Raw genomic sequence first — 19695 nt, forward strand, 5'->3', positions numbered from 1 at the left:
GCATTCGTCCCCTATCTCTTGAAGTCAGAGATCATTCGAGGATGGCCATGTCCGGGACCGGAATGCAAAAACTGTCATACACCCTGCTGGTGCTGCTGGTGCTTTACGTCGCCTTCACGGGGGCGGTGTAATGGCCCAGCGGTTCGGCGGCAAGTTCAGCCCCGGCGCCACGGCGGGCGATCTGCCCGAGGTTCACCCCTATGACGGAAAGATCCGCAGCCGCGTCGGCTTTCGCGTCAATTTCCTGTTCCTGCTGCCGTTTCCCTTCCTGATCTCGGCCTTCCGGGCCGACCCGCTGGGGCTGGCCCTGAACCTGGCCTGTTTCGCAACGCTGATGCTGGCCGCCTGGCTGACCCGCGACGGGCTGCGGGCCGAGGATGCCTATAACGAGCGGCGCATCTCGAAACGTCCGGCGATCCCGCGCAAGCTGTTCGGCTCGGCGCTGACCGGGCTGGGGCTTGGGCTGGCCGGGCTGGCGGATGGCAGCCTTTTGAATGCCGGCATCTTCACGGTTCTGGGCGCAGTGCTGCACAGCCTGTCCTTCGGCATCGACCCGCTGAAGGACAAGGGCATGGAAGAGATTGACCGCTTCCAGTCCGACCGGGTGGAGCGCGCCGTGCGCGAGGCCGAGAAATACCTGGACGACATGCGCGCCGCCATCGCCCGCGCGGGCGATCGCAAGCTTGAAGTGCGTGTCGATCGTTTCGCCGATACCGTGCGCAAGATGTTCCGCACCGTCGAGGAAGACCCCCGCGACCTGACCGCCGCCCGCAAGTTCCTGGGCGTCTACCTGCTGGGCGCCCGCGACGCGACGGTGAAATTCGCCGACATCCATGCCCGCACCCGCGATCCCCAGGCACGCGCCGACTATGCCGCGCTGCTGGATGATCTGGACGCCAATTTTGCCGCCAAGACCGAAACCCTGCTGCTGGACAACCGCACCGACCTTGATGTCGAGATCGAGGTGCTGCGCGAACGTCTGGCGCGGGAATAGTAATTTCTGACAAGGAGCCCCTGATGTCCGAAGAGACCCGCACCAAGGCCGCCGCCCAGACCGAGCTGCTGGCCGATCTGGCCGCCCCCCTGCCCGTCCCGCAGGACGCGCTTGTCGTGCTGGAGCAAGCCGACGCACCCGTGGCCGATGAAATCCGCCGCCGGATGAACGAGATCGACATGAGCCAGACAGGTTCGATCATCGCGTTCGGCTCGAAGGCGCAGGCCGAGTTGCAGGAGATCAGCCAGGCCATGCTGGCCGATGTGCGCAACAAGGATGTGGGACCGGCGGGCGACAGCCTGCGCGAGATCGTCACCACCCTGCGCGGCTTTTCGGTCGACGAGTTGGACCCGAACCGCAAGCGGTCGTGGTGGGAAAAGCTGACCGGTAAGATGGAGCCGATGGCGAAATTCATGGCCCAGTACGAGGATGTGCAGGGTCAGATCGACAAGATCACCGACAACCTTCTGGGCCACGAGCATCAGCTTCTGAAAGACATCAAGTCGCTGGATCTGCTGTATGAAAAGACGCTGGGGTTCTACGACGAACTGGCCCTTTACATCGCGGCAGGCGAGGCCAAGCTGAAGGAACTGGACGCGGTCACGATCCCCGCCAAGGATGCCGAGGTCGGTGCCGCCCCCGAGGCCGATCAGGTCATCGCCGCGCAGGAGTTGCGCGACATGCGTGCCGCGCGCGACGATCTGGAACGCCGGGTCCATGACCTGAAGCTGACCCGCCAGGTCACGATGCAGAGCCTGCCCTCGATCCGACTGGTGCAGGAAAACGACAAGTCGCTGATCACCAAGATCAACTCGACCCTGGTCAACACCGTGCCGCTTTGGGAAACCCAACTGGCGCAAGCGGTGACGATCAACCGCTCGGCACAGGCCGCCGGGGCGGTGAAGGAAGCCACCGATCTGACCAACGATTTGCTGCAATCCAATGCCGAGAACCTGCGCACCGCCAACAAGGCCGTCCGGCAGGAGATCGAGCGCGGGGTGTTCGATATCGAGGCGGTGAAGGCGGCCAACGACAACCTTATCGCGACCATTCAGGAAAGCCTGCAGATCGCCGACGAGGGCAAGGCCAAGCGCGCCGCTGCCGAGGCCGAGTTGCAGCAGATGGAGGCAGAGCTTCGCGACACCCTGGCGTCGGCCAAGGCCGCCGCGCCCAAAGCCTGAGGCCGGATCATGGGCCGTCCCGCAGTCTTGTCCCGCATGGCGGCCGCCCTGGCCGCCATGCTGCTGGTGACGGCCTGCGAGATGCCCTTGAGCCCTGACACCGCGCCACGGGCAGTGCCGCGCGGCGATCCCGCGCCGCAGGTCGAGGTGTCCGAGGAAAGCCGTGAACTGGCCGCCCGCTATGCAAGGATCGAAGAAGATCTGGTGACGCGCGGGTTGTTGCGCACCGATGGCGGTGGGCTGGACACGCCCTTTGATGCCGACCTGCTGGCCCGGAATTTCATGCAGATCGCGCTGTTTGACGAATACGCCCCGCTGTCGGGGCGGCTGGTCGCGCGCGAGACCGAAAGCCCGCTGCGCCGCTGGCAGGATCCGGTGCGCGTCGGGCTGGTCTATGGCGCCTCGGTCAGCGCGGCACAGCGGGCGGTCGATGACGACACGGTGAAAGCCCTGACCGGGCGGCTGCGCGCCGCCAGCGGCCATGACATCCGCACCACCAGCGGCCCCGGAAACCTGACCGTCTATGTGGTCAACGAGGACGAGCGGCGCGCGTTGGAACCCATGTTGCGGGAAAACATGCCCGGCATCTCGGACGGGGTGATGCGCGCCATCACCCAGATGCCCACCAGCACTTTCTGCCTGATCATCGCCTTTTCGGCCGACAACGCGCCGAACATCTATCGCCGCGCCATCGGCATCGTGCGGGCCGAGCATCCGCCGCTGCTGCGCCAGTCGTGCCTGCACGAGGAAATCACCCAGGGTCTGGGACTGGCCAACGACAGCCCCGACGTGCGCCCGTCGATCTTCAACGACGATGAGGAATTCGCGCTGCTGACCACGCAGGACGCGCTGATGCTGACGATCCTCTACGATCCACGCCTGCGTCCGGGCATGACCGCCCCCGAGGCCGCCCCGATCGTGCGCACCATTGCCGCCGAACTGCTGCCCGAGCCGCCACCCGATGCTGAGGCAGAAGATATTCCGACTTTGGCCACCGCCCCCGAGGCCGACGCCGAGATCCCCCCGCTACAAGGAGAGACCTGACATGTCCCTGTTCAATTTCCTGTCTGGGGAATTCATCGACGTCATCCACTGGACCGATGACACCCGCGACACCATGGTCTGGCGGTTCGAACGCCAGGGCCACGCCATCAAGTACGGCGCCAAGCTGACCGTGCGCGAAGGCCAGGCGGCGGTGTTCATCCACGAAGGCCAGATGGCCGATGTGTTCACCCCCGGCCTCTACATGCTGGAAACCAACAACATGCCGGTGCTGACTACGTTGCAGCACTGGGATCACGGTTTCCGCTCGCCGTTCAAGTCCGAGATCTATTTCGTCAACACCACCCGGTTCAACAACCTCAAGTGGGGCACCAAGAACCCGATCATGCTGCGCGATCCCGAGTTCGGGCCGACGCGGCTGCGGGCCTTTGGCACCTATACGATCCGGGTGGCGGACCCGGCCAAGTTCATGGTCGAGATCGTCGGCACCGATGGTGAGTTCACCATGGACGAGATCAGCTTCCAGATCCGCAACATCATCGTGCAGGAGTTCAGCCGCACCATTGCCGCCTCGGGCATCCCGGTACTGGACATGGCCGCCAACACCGCCGATCTGGGCAAACTGGTCGCCGCCGAAATCGCACCGACGCTGGCCGGCTATGGGCTGGCCATGCCCGAGCTCTACATCGAGAACATCTCGCTGCCACCGGCTGTGGAAAAGGCGCTGGACAAGCGCACCTCGATGGGGCTGGCGGGCGATCTGGGCGAATACACCCGCTATTCCGCCGCCGAGGCGATGACCACCGCCGCCGCCACGCCCAATTCGGGCATGGGTGCGAGCATCGGTGCGGGCATGGGGATGGCCATGGGCCAGCAGATGACCCATGCCGCCGGGCCCTGGGGCACCCGCCCGGCCGGGCAGGCCCAGCCCACCGCTGCTGCCGTGCCGCCGCCGCCCCCTGTCGAACACGTCTGGCACATCGCCGAGAAGGGCCAGACCACGGGGCCGTTTTCCAAGGCCGACATGGGCCGGATGGCCACCGAAGGCAAACTGACCCGCCGTACCCATGTCTGGACCGCCGGACAGGATGGCTGGCTGCGTGCAGACGAGGTCACCGAACTGGCACAACTGTTCACCGTGCTGCCCCCGCCGCCGCCGGCGGACGACTGACCCGGCCTGCCGATGACCGTCGAAACCCACAGCTTTCCCTGCGCCCAATGCGGGGCCGATCTGCGCTTCGATCCGGCGTCGGGCAAGCTGGTCTGCGACCATTGCGGCTATGAGGACGAAGCCCGCGACCTGTCCGACGGGCCATGGGGCGGCAGTGCCATCCGCGAGTTGGACTTTGCCACCGCGCTGAAGGAACAACTGCCGCTGGCGGAAATGGAGGAAACCCGCACCGCCACCTGCAGCAGTTGCGGCGCCGAGGTGGCGTTTGACGGTGCCACCCACGGCAAGGAATGCCCTTTCTGTGCCAGCCCCATCGTCGCCGACACCGGCACCAACCGCCACATCAAGCCCAAGGCGCTGCTGCCCTTCCTGCTGAGCGAGCGGGACGCGCGCAAGGCCATGACCAACTGGCTGGGTCGGCTGTGGTTCGCGCCCTCGGGCCTGCAGAAATACGCCCGCCATGGCCGCAAGATGGACGGGGTCTATATTCCCTACTGGACCTTCGATGCGCGCACCGCCTCGGACTATCGCGGCGAGCGCGGCACGGTTTATTACACCACGCGCACGGTGACGCGGAACGGTCAGCGCCAGACCGAGCGGGTGGCCCGCATCCGCTGGCGCCGCGCCTCGGGCCGGGTGGCGCGGATGTTCGACGATGTGCTGGTGCTGGCGGCGCGCTCGCTGCCCAAGACCTTCACCGACGCCCTGCCCCCGTGGGACCTGTCGCAACTGGTGCCCTACAGCCCGGAGTACCTGGCCGGGATGCGGGCCGAGGCCTATACGGTCGAGTTGGACGAGGGGTTTCACGAGGCCCGCGCCCATATGGACCGGGTGATCGAGCGGGACGTGCGATTCGACATCGGCGGCGACCGGCAGCGGGTGCACAACATCCAGACCCGGGTTTCGGATGTAACCTTCAAGCATGTGCTGCTGCCGATCTGGGTCGCGGCCTACAAGTACCAGGGCCGCAGCTATCGATTCGTCATCAACGGCCAGACCGGGCGCGTTCAGGGCGAGCGGCCTTACTCCAAGGGCAAGATCGCACTGGCCGTGGTCGCGGGGATGGTGCTGGCGGCGGCCGCCGCCTTTGTTTTCGCGGCGCAGAATGGCGCAGGCGGGGGTTATTGACACGCGCCTTGGCAAAAAGACTTGCCGTCAACATGGCCTTTCCCTTACGTGAGCGCTAACATTCCCGGCGCATACGGCCCGAACGAAGGAAGCGAGACTCAAAATGATCCTGTGTTGTGGCGAAGCCCTGATCGACATGCTGCCGCGCAAAGGCGCCGACGGCGGTGCCTGTTTCCAGCCCTATTCCGGCGGGGCGGTGTTCAACACCTCGATCGCGCTTGGACGGCTGGGCATCCCGGTGCGCATGTTCACCGGCCTGTCAGATGATCTGTTCGGCCAGCAGTTAACCGCAAGTCTTGCAGCGTCTGGCGTCGGAACCGACCTGGTCGCGGTGTCCGATCGGCCCACAACGCTGGCCTTCGTCACCCTGACTGATGGCCACGCCAAATACGCCTTCTACGATGAAAACACTGCTGGGCGTATGCTGGCCCCGGCCGACCTTCCGCAGGTGCCCGACGATGTGAAGGCGGTGTTCTTCGGGGGCATCAGCCTTGCGGTTACCCCCTGCGCCGACACCTATGCCCAGCTTCTGGCGCAGGTCGCAGGCGACCGCCTGATCATGATCGATCCGAACATTCGTCCGGGATTCATCCGCGACGAGGCCGCCTATCGCGCCCGTCTGGACCGCATGTTCGCCGCTTGTGACGTGGTGAAAGTGTCGGATGAGGATCTGGAATGGCTGATGGGTCCGGGCGCAACGGTCGAACTGGCGCGCAAACTGATCGCCAAGGGGCCCAAGCTGGTGCTGGTCACCGAAGGCGCCAAGGGCGCCCACGGCATCACCGCGGACCGCGCGGTCTTCGTTCCCTCGCAGAAGGTTACGGTCGTGGACACCGTGGGTGCGGGCGACACGTTCAACGCAGGCTTCCTTGCTGCGCTGGCCGATGCCGACGCCCTGTCGAAAGACGCGCTGTCCGGGCTGGATGACGCGGCGCTGTCTGCCGCCCTTGGCCTTGCCGCCCGCTGCGCTGCGGTCACCGTCTCGCGCGCCGGGGCCAACCCGCCAACCCGCGCCGAATTGGCCTGATGCGCGCCCTGATCCAGCGCGTCGCCCATGCCGAGGTGGTCGTCGACGGGGCCAGCACCGGCAAGATCGGTCCCGGCCTGCTGATTCTGGTCTGCGCCATGCAGGGTGATGATGCCGCGACGGGCGCGAAACTGGCCGCCAAGATCGCCAAGCTGCGCATCTTTCAGAACGAGGACGGCAAGATGAACTGCTCGGTCATGGACATCGGCGGCAGCGCGCTGGTGGTCAGCCAGTTCACGCTGGCCGCGGACACCTCGCGCGGCAATCGTCCGGGGTTCTCCCGCGCCGCCCCGCCCGTCGAGGGCAAGGCCTTGTACGAATCCTTCGCCGCCGACCTGGCGGATCTGGGCATCCAGGTGGAAACCGGCATTTTTGGCGCGGACATGAAGGTATCGCTGCTGAACGACGGGCCGGTCACCATCTGGATCGACACGCAGGATCCGGCCTGAACCCCGCAGCTTGCGCCAATTGCATCTTGGCAGCACCGGGCGGGCATGTTTGATAGTCCAAAAGGCTGGACGGCAGGGCATGGATCTTAACGCACTTCGCGAATTTACCGCCATCGCTTCGGAGGGGTCCTTCGCTGCGGCAGCGCGCAAGCTGGGCACGCCGAAATCGACGGTTTCCAAACGCATTCAGGATCTTGAGGCCGCCCTTGGCGTGCGCCTGATCGAACGCACCACCCGCAAGCTGAGCCTGACCCCCGAAGGCGCGCTGGTGCTGTCGCGGGCCAAGCGCATTCTGGCGGACGCGGGCGAGATCACCCGCGCGCTCAGCCCCGCCGATGACGGGGTGGCAGGCCATCTGCGCATCGCCGCGCCGGTGCTATTCGGGCAAAGCTTCATGGGGCAGATCGTGGCGGTCAGCCGCCGGGTCTATCCCGACCTGACCATCGAGGTGGTGCTGACCGACAGCCAGCCCGATCTTGTCGAGGAAGGCTTCGACGCGGCGCTGCGCGTGGGCCATCCCCATGACACACCCTTCGTGTCCAGAACCATCGCGCAATCGCATCGGGTGGCGGTGGCCGCGCCGCAGATCGTCGCGCGGAAACTGGAGGACCCGGCAGATCTGGCCGGGTTGCCGGTACTGTTTCACGGCGTCGGTCTGGTGCACAGCTGGCATTTCGTGAAAGAGCGACAGGACCGCACCGTGCGGCTGGCCGGGGGCGTGGCGATGACCTCCTACCCGGCCCTGAAGCACGCGGCCCTTGGCGGGGCAGGCGTGGCGCAATTGCCGTTGTACCTTGTCGAGCAGGAACTGGCCCAAGGACAGCTGGTCGAGGTTCTGGACGGCTGGCAGATCCCGCCCGGCGAGATTGTCTTCGTCTATCCCGGACCGCAGGCGCTGACCGCCCGGATGCGCGCCTTTCTGGAACTGCTGGAAAACGCCTTTCCCGATGGCACGCTGCACGGCGGGGTGCTGCGCAGCGGGATGTGATCCCGCCGCGCCAATTTCAGCCGCGCGCGGCGGCGATCCGTTCCATGGCCATGCGATCGGCCAGAAGATCGGTACGCTGGCCCTCGGCCTCGGCCCGTGCCAGAAGCTCGGCCACGCGGGGGCCAATGGCATCGACAGCCGTCATCACCTGGTCGCGGGTCTTGTCGCCCAGGTATTCGGCCCCAACGGCGATGATGCCGCCCGCATTGAGGACATAATCGGGCACATAGGTGATGCCGCGCGCGGCCAGTGCATGGCCCGCAGCTTCATCGGCCAATTGGTTGTTGGCCGCCCCGGCGATCACCTTCGCCTTCAGCCCCGCCACCGTTTGCGCGGTCAGCACACCGCCAAGGGCACAGGGGGCAAAGACATCCGCCTCGGCCGTCAGGATCGCATCCCCCTCCACCACTTCGGCGTTCAGCTCCACCGCCAGCGCGTCGCGACGGGCGATATTGGCCTCGGCAATCACCAGATCGGCGCCCCGTTCGGCCAGCATCCGGCACAGCGCCCCGCCGACGTTGCCGGTGCCCTGCACCGCCACCCGCAGCCCGTCCAGATCCGTGCGCCCCAGCCTTTTGGCCACCGCCGCCTCAATCCCGCGCAGCACGCCGCGCGCGGTATAGGGGGACGGATCGCCACCCACCGCCCCGCCCGCAGGCGGCAAGCCCGAGACATGGCGGGTTTCCACGGCCACGGCCTCCATATCCGCAACCGACACGCCCACGTCTTCGGCGGTGACGTATTTTCCGCCGAGCCCTTCCACCGCGCGACCAAAAGCGCGGAACGCCTCCCTGCGGGCCTCGGCCCCCTCGGGCAAAGGCCCAAAGATCACCGCCTTGCCGCCGCCAAGCGCCAGATCGGCCATGGCGTTCTTCAGCGACATGCCCCGCGACAGACGCAGCACATCGGTCAGCCCTGCCGCTGCATCGGGATAGGTCCACAGCCGACAACCGCCCATGCCGGGGCCAAGTGCCGTGGAATGCACGGCGATCACCGCCCGCAGGCCGGTTTGCGGATCCTGGATCCAGGTCACCAATTCATGGGCGTTGAAATCGGGGTGGGTATACATGCGCCTGGGCTCCTTCCGTGCGAACCGGTCCCTTCTGTTCCTATCCAAGCAATCAGGGCATGACAAACCCGGTGTTTTCATGCTCTCTCGAACCAGCAATTCTGGACGGATCCCCGATGGCCCTGGACTTCACCCCCGACGACATTCCGCAAGGCGCCGGTGCCGCGCCCTCCCGCATCGCGGTTCTTGGTGCCGGGGCCTGGGGCACGGCCCTGGCCAGCGTGGCGCGACAGGCGGGGCGCGAGGTCAGCCTGTGGGGACGCGACGCCGAGGTCACCCGCGAGATCCGAGAAGACAGCCGCGCCAGCCGCTATTTGCCCGACGTGCCGCTGCCCGAGGGCATCGCGGCCACCACCGACATGGGCCGGGCGCTGGACGGCGCAGAGGCGGCGCTGATCGTCACCCCCTCGGCCACGCTGCACGAGGTGTGCGACCTGATCCGCCCGCATCTGCCCAGAGGCATCCCGCTGGCGCTGTGCTGCAAGGGCATCGAACGCGGCAGCGGCCTGCCGTTGAGCCAGGTGGCCGAGGACGCCCTGCCCGGCCATCCCATCGGCGCGCTGTCAGGTCCGACCTTCGCGCGCGAGGCCGCACTGGGACACCCCACCGCCGCCACCATCGCCTTTCCGTTCAACTTCCGCGACCGGCTGCATCCGGGGCAAAGCCCGGCAGCGCGGCTGGCGCTGGCGCTGAGCGCGCCCAGCTTCCGGCCCTATATTTCCGACGATGTGATCGGGGTCGAGGTCGGCGGCGCGGTCAAGAACGTCATCGCCATCGCCTGTGGGATGCTGACCGGGGCCGGCTTTGCCGAAAACACCCGCGCCCTGCTGATCACCCGCGGCATGGCCGAGATGACCCGGTTGGCGCTGTCGCTGGGCGGACGGGCCGAGACCATTTCGGGGCTGTCGGGCGCGGGTGACCTGATGCTCACCTGTTCCTCGACCACCTCGCGCAACATGTCGCTGGGCACGCAGCTTGGGCAGGGGCTGGCCCGTCCCGCGTGCTTCGAAGGCCGCCCGGTAGTGGTCGAGGGCGAGGTCAACGCCCCCTCGGTCATGGATCTGGCCACCCGTGTCGGCGTCGAAATGCCGATCTGCGCCGCCGTCAACGCGGTGCTGCACCAGGGCGCGCCGATGGAAGAGACCTTCGCCCGCCTCTGGTCGCGACCCTTGCAGGGCGAAAGCGGCGCCCTGGGGGTCAGCCTGTCGAACCCGGTCTCTCAATCCGCGCGCCGCCCGCAGGCCAAACCCGCCCCATGAGCCTGTCACACTGCGGTTTCGTGCTGGCCACGGATCTGGACGGCACGTTTCTGGGCGGACCGCGCCGGGCGCGGCGCAGGCTTTATTCGTGGATTGAAGAAAACCGGGACCAGACCGGGCTGATCTACGTCACGGGGCGCCCCATCGAGTTCGTCAGCGATCTGGTACGCACCGGGCATCCCTGCCCCGACGTTGCCATTTGCGACGTTGGAACAAGCGTTTACCGGATTTCCAGAGACGGCGCGGCGGTGGCGGATGCCGACCTTGAGGCCCCCATCGCCGCGCGCTGGAACGGGGCAGCCGACCGGGTGCGCCGCGCGTTGGATGGGCATCCGGGGCTGCGCGAACAGGCGTTGCCGTTCCGCCATCGGCTGAGTTTCGACATGGATCCCGCAGAAGTACGCCCGCACAGCGCCGAGGCTGTTCAGGCCCTGGGCCTTGATCTGTTGATTTCCCAGAACCGCGACTTCGACGTGCTGCCGAAAGGTGTCAGCAAGGGTCCGACGCTGCTGCGGGTGCTGGACAGCCTGCAAGTCGCGTCTGCGCGGGTTTTGACCGCCGGCGATACGCTGAACGACCTGTCGATGCTGGCCAGCGGGCTGCCCGGTGTCGCCGTCGGCAATGCCGAACCCGCGTTGCTGGCGGCGCTGACGGCCCATCCGCAGATCTATTGCGCCACACGCAAAGGTGCGGCCGGGATCCTTGAGGCGATGGCGCAACGCAACCTTGGCCCCGACGCCTAAAGCCCTTCGCCGATCCGGTCGGTTTCTGCCGACAGGGCCAATACCGCCCCGCCCCGCGCCCAGACCAGATCGCCCCAGGTGTTGACCGCGATGCGGGTCCGCTCGCGCCCGATCCAGTCGGAGAACCGATGCGTGCCGCTCAGAACCTCCTCGGCGTAGAGGTAGTCATACCGCAGCCGCGCGCCCGACAGGATCAGCAATTCCGGATCGAACACCCGGATCACATTGGCCAGACCGGTCGACAGATAGCGCCCGGCGCGCGCAAAGATCGTCCGCGCGGCCTCGTTCCCCGCCTTGGCCTGATCGAACAGGATCTCCAGCGTCTGCTGCGGCGACCGCACCACCGAGCTGTCCCATTCCAGCGCCGTCGAGGCCTCACGCACCAGTGCGTAATCGGCAATATAGGCCTCCAGGCAGCCGCGCTGCCCGCAGCGGCACAGGGCCCCGTCCAACTGGATGGTGGTGTGCCCGATCTCCAGCCCGATTCCGCGCGCGCCGCGATAGATGCGATTGTCCAGAATCAGCCCCATGCCAACGCCATGCTCGATGGTAAAGACGGCGAAATTGGACAATTCGCGCCCCATGCCGAACCAAAGCTCCGCCATGGCCAGAAGGTTCACGTCGTTGTCCAGGTAGACCGGAAATGGCAGGTTGTCGGACAGGAATTCGCCCAACGGCACGCGCTTGTCGCGCAGGAACGGACACCAATGCACCAGCCCGGACTGGTGATCGATGAAACCGGGCAGCCCGATGCCGACGCCACAGATGTCGGACCGGGACAGACCGCTGCGCGACAAAAGATCGACCAACAGGGCGTTCAGATCGGCCAGCAGCTCCTCGGGTTCCTTGCGGCCCGACGCGCATTCCAGCGTGGCATCGGCAACCACCCGCCCGGTGAAATCGGTCAGCACCGCGTTGTGCAAGCCGTCGCGCAGGGTCACGCCGATGACGTGGCGCGCGTCGGGCACCAGCGACAGCTCCACCGGCGGCCGCCCGCGCGAAAAATCGCGCTGTGGCTTGGGATTCTCCCGCACCAGCCCGGCGTCCATCAGCCCGCTGACGATCGAGGTGACCGAGCCCGGCGAGACGCTCAGATCCTTGGCCACATCGCTGCGCGAGATACGGCCGGCGGCGCGGATTCGCTCCAGCACCTGCTGACTGAGCGGTTTTTTTCCGCGCGCCGCATCCACCAGCAACGGCCCGCTGCCTTCCGCCATGTCGGTCTTGGGGGCGACCTGCTCCATCACATGATTACTTTACGCAACGAACAATTCCTTCTGCAATGCAGCAAAATCAACCGCAATACTTGAGCAATGTTTCTCAAAGTCCCCCGCATTCGATCATTTTCCACCCTAACGGTGAATTTTTATTTTTGACAACTAAAATAAATATGGCATCCTGCGTGCATCCGGACGTTCCGGAGGCCCAGATTCGGGCACAAAAGGGAGGACTACATGCGCAAAGCATTTATCGCGGCCACCGCCGTAGCAGTCGGGCTGTCGTCGACGGCCATGGCACAGGATCTGACCGTCGGGGTCAGCTGGTCGAATTTCCAGGAAGAACGCTGGAAGACCGACGAAGCGGCCATGAAGTCGATTCTGGACGAGGCTGGCGCCACCTATGTCAGCGCCGACGCCCAGTCGTCGCCATCCAAGCAGTTGTCGGATATCGAAGCCCTGATCGCTCAGGGCGTGGACGCGCTGATCATCCTGGCCCAGGACAGCCAGGCCATTGGCCCCGCCGTGCAGGCCGCCGCAGACGAGGGTATTCCGGTGGTTGGCTATGACCGCCTGATCGATGATCCCCGCGCCTTCTATCTGACCTTCGACAACGTCGAGGTTGGACGGATGCAGGCCCGCGCGGTTCTGGCGGCCGCACCCAAGGGCAACTACGTCATGATCAAGGGCTCGCCCACCGACCCGAACGCGGACTTCCTGCGCGGCGGTCAGCAGGAAGTGCTGCAGGCAGCCATTGACGCCGGCGACATCACCATCGTTGGCGAGGCTTACACCGACGGCTGGCTGCCGGCCAACGCGCAGCGGAACATGGAACAGATCCTGACCGCCAATGACAACGCGGTCGACGCGGTCGTGGCGTCGAACGACGGCACCGCCGGCGGCGTGGTCGCGGCGCTGACGGCGCAGGGCATGGATGGCATTCCGGTCTCGGGTCAGGATGGCGACCATGCCGCGCTGAATCGCGTGGCGCTTGGCACCCAGACGGTTTCGGTGTGGAAGGATGCGCGTGACCTTGGCCGGGCCGGTGCGGCAATCGCCCTGGGACTGGCAAGCGGAACGGCCCCTGCCGATATCCCCGGCGCACAGACCTGGACCTCGCCCAGTGGCAAGGACCTGACCGCCGTCTTCCTGGCGCCGGTGCCGGTGACTGCCGACAACCTGACCGCTGTCGTCGACGCGGGCTGGATCGAGCAGGAAAAACTGTGCCAGGGCGTCACCGCCGGGCCGGCACCCTGCAACTGATCCGACGATCTGCCACATGATACCCGTGTCCGTGCCAATGCACGGGCACGGCCCCCTCCGATCAGGCCCAATCGCGCCTCGTCCCGACCTTCCGTAACCGGAGTCCAATCCCATGTCCGATACCACGACCGCACCCCCGGCGGCCAAACGGAACATTGCCAAGACGCTGGAGCTTGATACGCGTCTGCTTGGCATGATCGGCGCCTTCGTCGTTGTCTGTCTGGTTTTCAACGTCCTGACCGATGGACGCTTCCTGACCCCGCGCAACATCTTCAATCTGACCATCCAGACCGTTTCCGTGGCCATCATGGCCACCGGCATGGTCTTTGTGATCGTCACCCGCCATATCGACCTGAGCGTCGGCTCGGTGCTGGCCACCTGTTCCGCGGTGATGGCCATGACCCAGACCGCGCTGCTGCCCAATGCCCTGGGCCTGGAACTGGGCCATCCGCTGATCCCCTGGATCGCCATCGCCGTCGGTATCCTGACCGGCGCGCTGATCGGGGCCTTCCACGGCTGGATGATCGGTTATCTGGCCATTCCCGCCTTCATCGTGACCCTGGGCGGCCTGCTGGTCTGGCGCAACGTCGCCTGGTACATCACCAGCGGCCAGACCATCGGCCCGCTGGACCCGACCTTCATGGCGTTCGGCGGCATCAACGGCACGCTGGGCACCACGACCTCGTGGATCATCGGGTTTGCCGCCACCGCAGCCGCCATCGCCGGCCTGTGGAACGCACGCCGCGCCAAGGTGGCGCATGAGCAGCCGGTGAAACCGGTCTGGGCCGAAACCGTGCTGTCGGCCCTGATCGCCACCGGCATCCTCGGGTTCATCGCGATCCTGAATTCGTATGAGGTGCCCGAGCGCCGCCTTGCCCGCATGTTCGAAGCCCGCGGCGAGGTCATGCCCGAGGGCTATACCGAAGCCTATGGCCTGCCGATCTCGGTGCTGCTGCTGATCGGCATTGCCGTGATCATGACCATCATCGCCAAGCGCACCCGGCTGGGCCGCTATATCTTCGCCACCGGCGGCAACCCGGATGCAGCGGAACTGTCGGGCATCAATACCCGCCTGCTGACCGTGAAGATCTTCACCATGGTCGGGGTGCTGTGTGCGATCTCGGCGGTGGTGGCCTCGGCCCGCCTGGCCAACCACTCCAACGACATCGGCACACTGGACGAACTGCGCGTCATCGCGGCGGCGGTCATCGGCGGCACCGCCCTGTCCGGCGGCATCGGCACCATTCATGGCGCCATCCTCGGCGCACTCATCATGCAGTCGTTGCAATCGGGCATGGCCATGGTCGGCGTCGACGCGCCATTCCAGAACATCGTCGTGGGCTCTGTCCTGGTGCTCGCCGTCCTCGTGGACATCATCTATCGCAAGCGCACCGGAGGCAAATGATGGCGACTCCTCTCGTAGAAATGACCGACATGTGCATCTCGTTCGGCGGGGTGCAGGCGGTGGATCACGTCTCCATCGATCTGTATCCCGGTGAAGTGGTGGGCCTGCTGGGTCACAACGGCGCTGGCAAGTCGACGCTGATCAAGATGCTCTCGGGGGCCTACAAGGCCGACAGCGGAGAGATCCGCATCGCCGGCGAAAGGGCCCGGATCGAAAGCCCCCGCGACGCGCGACGCTTCAATATCGAAACGATCTATCAGACGCTGGCGCTGGCCGACAACCTGGACGCTTCGGCCAACCTGTTCCTGGGGCGCGAGATCGTGACCGCGACGGGCCTGCTGAACGACGCCAAGATGGAATCCGAGACGCGCAAGATCATGGCGCGGCTCAACCCCAACTTCCAGAAGCTGAAGGAACCGGTCTCGGCCCTGTCGGGCGGTCAGCGGCAATCGGTGGCCATTGCGCGGGCGGTCTATTTCAACGCCCGCATCCTGATCATGGATGAACCCACCGCCGCCCTTGGCGTCCATGAAACCGCCATGGTCGCGGAACTGATCCAGGAGTTGAAGAACCAGGGTCTGGGCATCTTCCTGATCTCGCACGACACCCACGAGATGATGGAGTTGTGCGACCGCGTCTCGGTCATGAAGAACGGCAAGCTGGTGGGCACCGAAAGGGTCGAGGATGTCACCGAAGACGATATCCTGAGCATGATCATCCTCGGCAAGAACCCGAAAAGGGCCGCGTGATGTATCTTGGATTGGATCTGGGCACCTCGGGCATCAAGGCGCTGGTGGTGGATGACAAGCAGCAACTGGTGGACGAAGCCACGGCCCCGTTGGAGGTGCTGCGCCCGCATCCCGGCTGGTCCGAACAGCGCCCGGCCGACTGGATCAGCGCCGCCTCGACGGTGATGGACATGCTGGCGGCGCGCGGCAGCCTGAAGGGGCTGCGCGGCATTGGGCTGTCGGGCCAAATGCACGGGGCGACCCTGCTGGACAAGTCCGACAACGTGCTGCGCAACTGCATCCTGTGGAACGACACCCGCGCCCATGCGGAAGCCGCCCAACTGGATGCCAACCCGGTCTTCCGGGCACAGTCGGGCAATATCGTGTTCCCCGGTTTCACCGCCCCCAAGATCCTCTGGGTGGAGGCCAACGAGCCCGAGATCCGCGCCAAGCTGGCGCGGGTTCTGCTGCCCAAGGACTACCTGCGGCTGTGGCTGACCGGCAATCATGTGTCAGACCTGTCCGATGCTGCCGGCACGGCGTGGCTGGATCCCGGCAAGCGCGACTGGTCGGATGCCTTGCTGGCCGCCTGCGGGCTGACGCGCGACCACATGCCGGATCTGGCCGAAGGCTCTGCCCCCACTGGCGTGTTGCGGCCCGAGATTGCCGCGCGTTGGGGTCTGGCCCGCGATGTGATCGTGGGCGGCGGCGGTGGCGACAATGCAGCCTCGGCCGTGGGCGTGGGCGTGGTGAAGGCCGGACAGGCGTTTGTGTCCCTTGGCACCTCGGGCGTGCTGTTCGCGGCCTCCGACAGCTATTCCCCGGATGCGGGAAGCTCCGTGCACACCTTCTGTCACGCTTTGCCGAAGCTGTGGCACCAAATGGGCGTGATCCTGTCGGCCACCGACAGCCTGAACTGGTATGCCGGTCTGGTCGGGGCTGATCCGGCCGAACTGACCGGCAATCTGGGCGCGCTGCAGGCCCCCGGACGGGCGCTGTTCCTGCCTTATCTGGGCGGTGAACGCACCCCGCATAACGATGCCCGCGTGCGCGGCGCGCTGGTGGGGCTGGCCCATGACACCGACCGCACCGCCGGAACCCGCGCGGTGCTGGAGGGCGTCAGCTTCGCGCTGAAAGATTGCCATGACGCGCTTTCGGCAACGGGAACGCGCATCGACAGCCTGGTGGCCGTGGGCGGGGGCAGCCGCTCGCGCCACTGGCTGGAGATGATCGCCACCGTGCTGGGCCAACCGGTTTCGATCCCCGAGGCCGGCGACTATGGCGCCGCATTTGGCGCCGCCCGCCTGGGCCTGATGGCCGCCACCGGAGCCGGGGCCGAGGTGGCCACCCCGCCGCGGCTGGCCGCGACCATCGACCCGGTTCCCGCATTGAGCGAGGCTTTTGCCCAGGCCCATGCTCGCTACAAATCTACCTATACCGCTCTGAAGGATCTCTCATGACCGACTTTTTCGCCGGCATTTCGGCCCTCGCCTATGAAGGGCCGGACAGTGACAACCCGCTGGCCTATCACCACTACAATCCCGAAGAAATGCTGGGCGACAAGACACTGGCCGAGCATTTGCGCTTTGCCGTCGCGTGGTGGCACAGTTTCGCCTGGCCCGGCGTCGACCCTTTCGGCGGCCAGACCTTCGAGCGGCCCTGGTTCGGCGACACCATGGATCTGGCGCGCCTGAAGGCCGATGCGGCTTTCGAGTTGTTCGCCATCCTCGGCCAGCCCTATTTCTGCTTCCACGATGCCGACATCCGCCCTGATGGCGCCGATTTCGCCGAGAACACCCGCAACCTTGAAGAGATCGTGGACTACATCGGCCAGAAGATGGCCGATGGCGGCCCGAAGCTGTTGTGGGGCACCGCCAACCTGTTCTCGCACCGCCGCTTCATGTCCGGGGCGGCCACCAACCCGGACCCGGATGTTTTTGCCTTTTCGGCAGCGACGGTGAAGACCTGCATGGACGCCACCCAGAAGCTGGGCGGCGAGAACTATGTGCTGTGGGGCGGGCGCGAGGGCTATGAAACCCTGTTGAACACCGATCTGGTGCGCGAGCGCGAACAGGCCGGACGCTTCCTGTCGATGGTCGTCGACTACAAGCACAAGATCGGCTTCAAGGGCGCGATCCTGGTCGAACCCAAGCCGCAGGAACCCAGCAAGCACCAGTACGACTATGACACCGCCACCGTCTACAGCCTGCTGAAGGAATACGGGCTGGAAAACGAAGTGAAGATGAACCTGGAACAGGGGCACGCGATCCTGGCGGGCCATTCCTTCGAACATGAACTGGCCATGGCGGCCTCGCTGGGCATCTTCGGCTCGATCGACATGAACCGGAACGACTATCAGTCGGGCTGGGACACCGATCAGTTCCCCAACAACGTGCCGGAAGTGGCGCTGGCCTATTACGAGATCCTCAAGGCCGGCGGCTTCACCACCGGCGGCACCAACTTCGACTCCAAGCTGCGCCGCCAGTCGCTGGATCCCGCCGACCTGGTGGCCGCCCACGCGGGCGCCATGGACGTCTGTGCGCGCGGCCTGAAGGCCGCCCATGCCATGCTGGCGGACGGCAAGCTGGAAGAAGCGCGCGCCGCCCGCTACGCCGGGTGGTCCGAACCCGACAATGCCGCGATGCTGAACAGCGATCTGGACAGCATCACCGCGCGCGTTCTGGCCGAAGGCATCAACCCGCGGCCCGTGTCGGGGCGGCAGGAAGTTCTGGAAAACCTCGTCAACCGCTACGTCTGAGGCTCGATTGCCGGGTGTTGGGCCCGACAATAACAGGCGCGCCGCCCCCGCAGCGCGCCTGTTTGCATGTGGGTCCCCCCCGAATCATCGTCGCAATTCCGCCAGAATTTCGGCGAAATGCCCGCAGCGGTTGTTGCGCGCGCAGCAAAAGGGCCGCCCCGGCAAGGACGGCCCTGAAAGTGACGTCACGTCGTATGGCGCGGGTGGCTCAGGCGCGTTCGGCGTATTCCATGGTTTCGGTGTTCACCACGATGTCTTCATCCTGACCCACGAAAGGCGGCACCATGACCTTCACGCCGTTGTCCAGAATCGCCGGCTTGAAGCTGTTGGCGGCGGTCTGACCCTTCACCACCGGCTCGGTCTCGACGATCTTGCAGGTGACCTTTTGCGGCAGAGAGGCGTTCAGCGCCTCGCTCTCATGGAACTCCACCACGATGGTCATGCCGTCCTGCAGGAACGGCCGCCGGTCGCCCAGAAGATCGGCCGGAAGCTCGATCTGCTCGTAGGTTTCGGTGTCCATGAAAACCAGCATCCCATCGGATTCATACAGGAATTGCTGATCCTTCTGCTCCAGCCGGACGCGTTCGACCTTGTCCGCCGAGCGGAAGCGCTCGTTCAGTTTCGAGCCGTTGCGCAGGTTGCGCATCTCGACCTGGGCGAAGGCGCCGCCCTTGCCCGGCTTCACATGGTCGACCTTGACCGCAGCCCAAAGGCCACCGTTATGCTCCAGCACGTTTCCGGGCCGGATTTCGTTTCCGTTGATTTTCGGCATGCCTGCCCTCGTCGGTGAGGTTGTAAAAAAATGTCCCCCTCCTATATCTGTGGCTCTGATCCCCATCAAGACGCGGAGAAGCATGGAAACGCGGCGACAGCCATGCACTGAGCGCATAGGTGGTATCGCCAGATAGCATTACAGAATCACGACAAAAGGGTCATATTGCGGCTCACCCCAGAAACGACCGGAAACGCAAGAGCAAGAATAAGGATCCCGCATGGGCGAATTCGTAGACAGCACAGCGTTCAGCCACGAGCAAGGCAACCGTGCACGTAAATTGTTCGCAGCCGTGGTGCTTGCCGCACTGGACGATGCGATTGCAGATGACAAGAAGTATGGCAATGGCCCCGAGCAGATTGCCCGCTGGGCGCGGTCCCGTGACGGCCGCGAAGTGCTCAGCTGTGCCGGCATCGACCCCAACGAGCGTGTGGTCTCGGGCCTGATGGAATTCGTCGGCAAAGGCGTCCGCACATCGGTCGCCCTGTCGCGCGAGGAAAGCGAACGTCGCCAGCAGGCCGAAGCCGCCTGATCGCGGCCC

The 19695-nt window shown here is 65.6% G+C and carries 19 protein-coding genes; 16 read left to right on the forward strand and 3 right to left on the reverse strand.

Annotated features, from left to right (window positions below):
• Positions 1-130 precede the first annotated feature (130 nt).
• The 8 genes from H8B03_RS14505 (at position 131) to H8B03_RS14540 (ending at position 7940) form a co-directional block, all read left to right on the forward strand.
• Positions 131-994 (forward strand): 5-bromo-4-chloroindolyl phosphate hydrolysis family protein, encoded by an 864-nt coding sequence (locus tag H8B03_RS14505; RefSeq protein ID WP_193142591.1) that lies wholly within the window; start codon positions 131-133, stop codon positions 992-994.
• Between the two features lie 23 nt (positions 995-1017).
• Positions 1018-2175 (forward strand): toxic anion resistance protein, encoded by a 1158-nt coding sequence (locus H8B03_RS14510; RefSeq protein WP_193142592.1) that lies wholly within the window; start codon positions 1018-1020, stop codon positions 2173-2175.
• A 9-nt stretch (positions 2176-2184) separates the two neighbouring features.
• A complete protein-coding gene (locus H8B03_RS14515; RefSeq protein WP_193142593.1) occupies positions 2185-3219 on the forward strand; it encodes a DUF2927 domain-containing protein in 1035 nt (344 codons plus the stop codon).
• Position 3220: 1 nt separating this feature from the next.
• A complete protein-coding gene (locus H8B03_RS14520; protein WP_193142594.1) occupies positions 3221-4348 on the forward strand; it encodes an SPFH domain-containing protein in 1128 nt (375 codons plus the stop codon).
• Between the two features lie 12 nt (positions 4349-4360).
• The gene (locus H8B03_RS14525; RefSeq protein ID WP_193142595.1) at positions 4361-5476 is read left to right on the forward strand and encodes a TFIIB-type zinc finger domain-containing protein; all 1116 of its coding nucleotides are present in this window, start codon (positions 4361-4363) and stop codon (positions 5474-5476) included.
• Between the two features lie 103 nt (positions 5477-5579).
• Positions 5580-6503, forward strand: a complete 924-nt coding sequence (locus H8B03_RS14530) for a carbohydrate kinase (protein WP_193142596.1) — start codon at positions 5580-5582, stop codon at positions 6501-6503.
• On the forward strand, positions 6503-6952 hold the full coding sequence (gene dtd / locus H8B03_RS14535; RefSeq protein WP_193142597.1) for a D-aminoacyl-tRNA deacylase: 450 nt from the start codon (positions 6503-6505) through the stop codon (positions 6950-6952). Before H8B03_RS14530 ends, dtd begins: the two co-directional genes overlap by 1 nt.
• Positions 6953-7031: 79 nt before the next feature.
• Positions 7032-7940, forward strand: coding sequence for a LysR family transcriptional regulator (locus tag H8B03_RS14540; protein WP_193142598.1), 909 nt, complete (start codon positions 7032-7034; stop codon positions 7938-7940).
• Between the two features lie 16 nt (positions 7941-7956).
• On the opposite strand, the gene H8B03_RS14545 is transcribed toward H8B03_RS14540, so the two are convergent.
• Complete coding sequence (locus H8B03_RS14545; protein ID WP_193142599.1) at positions 7957-9009, reverse strand: Glu/Leu/Phe/Val dehydrogenase; 1053 nt, start codon at positions 9007-9009, stop codon at positions 7957-7959.
• A gap of 116 nt (positions 9010-9125) precedes the next feature.
• On the opposite strand from H8B03_RS14545, the gene H8B03_RS14550 reads away from it, so the two are divergent.
• A complete protein-coding gene (locus H8B03_RS14550; RefSeq protein ID WP_193142600.1) occupies positions 9126-10268 on the forward strand; it encodes an NAD(P)H-dependent glycerol-3-phosphate dehydrogenase in 1143 nt (380 codons plus the stop codon).
• Positions 10265-11011 (forward strand): HAD family hydrolase, encoded by a 747-nt coding sequence (locus H8B03_RS14555; protein ID WP_193142601.1) that lies wholly within the window; start codon positions 10265-10267, stop codon positions 11009-11011. The genes H8B03_RS14550 and H8B03_RS14555 overlap by 4 nt, the downstream gene beginning before the upstream one ends.
• Here H8B03_RS14555 and H8B03_RS14560 read toward each other — a convergent pair.
• Entirely contained in the window at positions 11008-12255 is a 1248-nt protein-coding gene (locus tag H8B03_RS14560) for an ROK family transcriptional regulator (RefSeq protein ID WP_226925942.1), read from the reverse strand. The two genes, H8B03_RS14555 and H8B03_RS14560, sit on opposite strands and share 4 nt — an antisense overlap.
• Before the next feature lie 210 nt (positions 12256-12465).
• On the opposite strand from H8B03_RS14560, the gene xylF reads away from it, so the two are divergent.
• From xylF to xylA, 5 genes are all read left to right on the forward strand, one after another.
• Positions 12466-13491, forward strand: a complete 1026-nt coding sequence (gene xylF, locus H8B03_RS14565) for a D-xylose ABC transporter substrate-binding protein (RefSeq protein ID WP_193142602.1) — start codon at positions 12466-12468, stop codon at positions 13489-13491.
• A gap of 112 nt (positions 13492-13603) precedes the next feature.
• Complete coding sequence (locus tag H8B03_RS14570; RefSeq protein WP_193142603.1) at positions 13604-14896, forward strand: sugar ABC transporter permease; 1293 nt, start codon at positions 13604-13606, stop codon at positions 14894-14896.
• A complete protein-coding gene (locus H8B03_RS14575; protein WP_193142604.1) occupies positions 14896-15645 on the forward strand; it encodes an ATP-binding cassette domain-containing protein in 750 nt (249 codons plus the stop codon). Before H8B03_RS14570 ends, H8B03_RS14575 begins: the two co-directional genes overlap by 1 nt.
• Complete coding sequence (gene xylB, locus H8B03_RS14580) at positions 15645-17084, forward strand: xylulokinase (RefSeq protein ID WP_193142605.1); 1440 nt, start codon at positions 15645-15647, stop codon at positions 17082-17084. Before H8B03_RS14575 ends, xylB begins: the two co-directional genes overlap by 1 nt.
• Positions 17081-18382 (forward strand): xylose isomerase, encoded by a 1302-nt coding sequence (gene xylA, locus H8B03_RS14585; protein WP_193142606.1) that lies wholly within the window; start codon positions 17081-17083, stop codon positions 18380-18382. The genes xylB and xylA overlap by 4 nt, the downstream gene beginning before the upstream one ends.
• A gap of 208 nt (positions 18383-18590) precedes the next feature.
• Here xylA and efp read toward each other — a convergent pair whose 3' ends face one another.
• Positions 18591-19154 (reverse strand): elongation factor P, encoded by a 564-nt coding sequence (gene efp, locus H8B03_RS14590; RefSeq protein WP_193142607.1) that lies wholly within the window; start codon positions 19152-19154, stop codon positions 18591-18593.
• 220 nt (positions 19155-19374) lie between these two features.
• On the opposite strand from efp, the gene H8B03_RS14595 reads away from it, so the two are divergent.
• On the forward strand, positions 19375-19686 hold the full coding sequence (locus H8B03_RS14595; RefSeq protein ID WP_193142608.1) for a DUF6280 family protein: 312 nt from the start codon (positions 19375-19377) through the stop codon (positions 19684-19686).
• Positions 19687-19695 lie beyond the last annotated feature (9 nt).

The organism is Meridianimarinicoccus sp. MJW13 (genome assembly GCF_014901205.1).
GTDB lineage: Bacteria > Pseudomonadota > Alphaproteobacteria > Rhodobacterales > Rhodobacteraceae > Meridianimarinicoccus.

Excerpts from the sequence above, each read along its gene's own strand:
- H8B03_RS14505 (WP_193142591.1), top strand. The coding sequence starts at position 131 with ATGGCCCAGCGGTTCGGCGGCAAGTTCAGCCCCGGCGCCACGGCGGGC.
- H8B03_RS14510 (WP_193142592.1), top strand. The coding sequence starts at position 1,018 with ATGTCCGAAGAGACCCGCACCAAGGCCGCCGCCCAGACCGAGCTGCTG.
- H8B03_RS14515 (WP_193142593.1), top strand. The coding sequence starts at position 2,185 with ATGGGCCGTCCCGCAGTCTTGTCCCGCATGGCGGCCGCCCTGGCCGCC.
- H8B03_RS14520 (WP_193142594.1), top strand. The coding sequence starts at position 3,221 with ATGTCCCTGTTCAATTTCCTGTCTGGGGAATTCATCGACGTCATCCAC.
- H8B03_RS14525 (WP_193142595.1), top strand. The coding sequence starts at position 4,361 with ATGACCGTCGAAACCCACAGCTTTCCCTGCGCCCAATGCGGGGCCGAT.
- H8B03_RS14530 (WP_193142596.1), top strand. The coding sequence starts at position 5,580 with ATGATCCTGTGTTGTGGCGAAGCCCTGATCGACATGCTGCCGCGCAAA.
- dtd (WP_193142597.1), top strand. The coding sequence starts at position 6,503 with ATGCGCGCCCTGATCCAGCGCGTCGCCCATGCCGAGGTGGTCGTCGAC.
- H8B03_RS14540 (WP_193142598.1), top strand. The coding sequence starts at position 7,032 with ATGGATCTTAACGCACTTCGCGAATTTACCGCCATCGCTTCGGAGGGG.
- H8B03_RS14545 (WP_193142599.1), bottom strand. The coding sequence starts at position 9,009 with ATGTATACCCACCCCGATTTCAACGCCCATGAATTGGTGACCTGGATC.
- H8B03_RS14550 (WP_193142600.1), top strand. The coding sequence starts at position 9,126 with ATGGCCCTGGACTTCACCCCCGACGACATTCCGCAAGGCGCCGGTGCC.
- H8B03_RS14555 (WP_193142601.1), top strand. The coding sequence starts at position 10,265 with ATGAGCCTGTCACACTGCGGTTTCGTGCTGGCCACGGATCTGGACGGC.
- H8B03_RS14560 (WP_226925942.1), bottom strand. The coding sequence starts at position 12,255 with ATGGAGCAGGTCGCCCCCAAGACCGACATGGCGGAAGGCAGCGGGCCG.
- xylF (WP_193142602.1), top strand. The coding sequence starts at position 12,466 with ATGCGCAAAGCATTTATCGCGGCCACCGCCGTAGCAGTCGGGCTGTCG.
- H8B03_RS14570 (WP_193142603.1), top strand. The coding sequence starts at position 13,604 with ATGTCCGATACCACGACCGCACCCCCGGCGGCCAAACGGAACATTGCC.
- H8B03_RS14575 (WP_193142604.1), top strand. The coding sequence starts at position 14,896 with ATGGCGACTCCTCTCGTAGAAATGACCGACATGTGCATCTCGTTCGGC.
- xylB (WP_193142605.1), top strand. The coding sequence starts at position 15,645 with ATGTATCTTGGATTGGATCTGGGCACCTCGGGCATCAAGGCGCTGGTG.
- xylA (WP_193142606.1), top strand. The coding sequence starts at position 17,081 with ATGACCGACTTTTTCGCCGGCATTTCGGCCCTCGCCTATGAAGGGCCG.
- efp (WP_193142607.1), bottom strand. The coding sequence starts at position 19,154 with ATGCCGAAAATCAACGGAAACGAAATCCGGCCCGGAAACGTGCTGGAG.
- H8B03_RS14595 (WP_193142608.1), top strand. The coding sequence starts at position 19,375 with ATGGGCGAATTCGTAGACAGCACAGCGTTCAGCCACGAGCAAGGCAAC.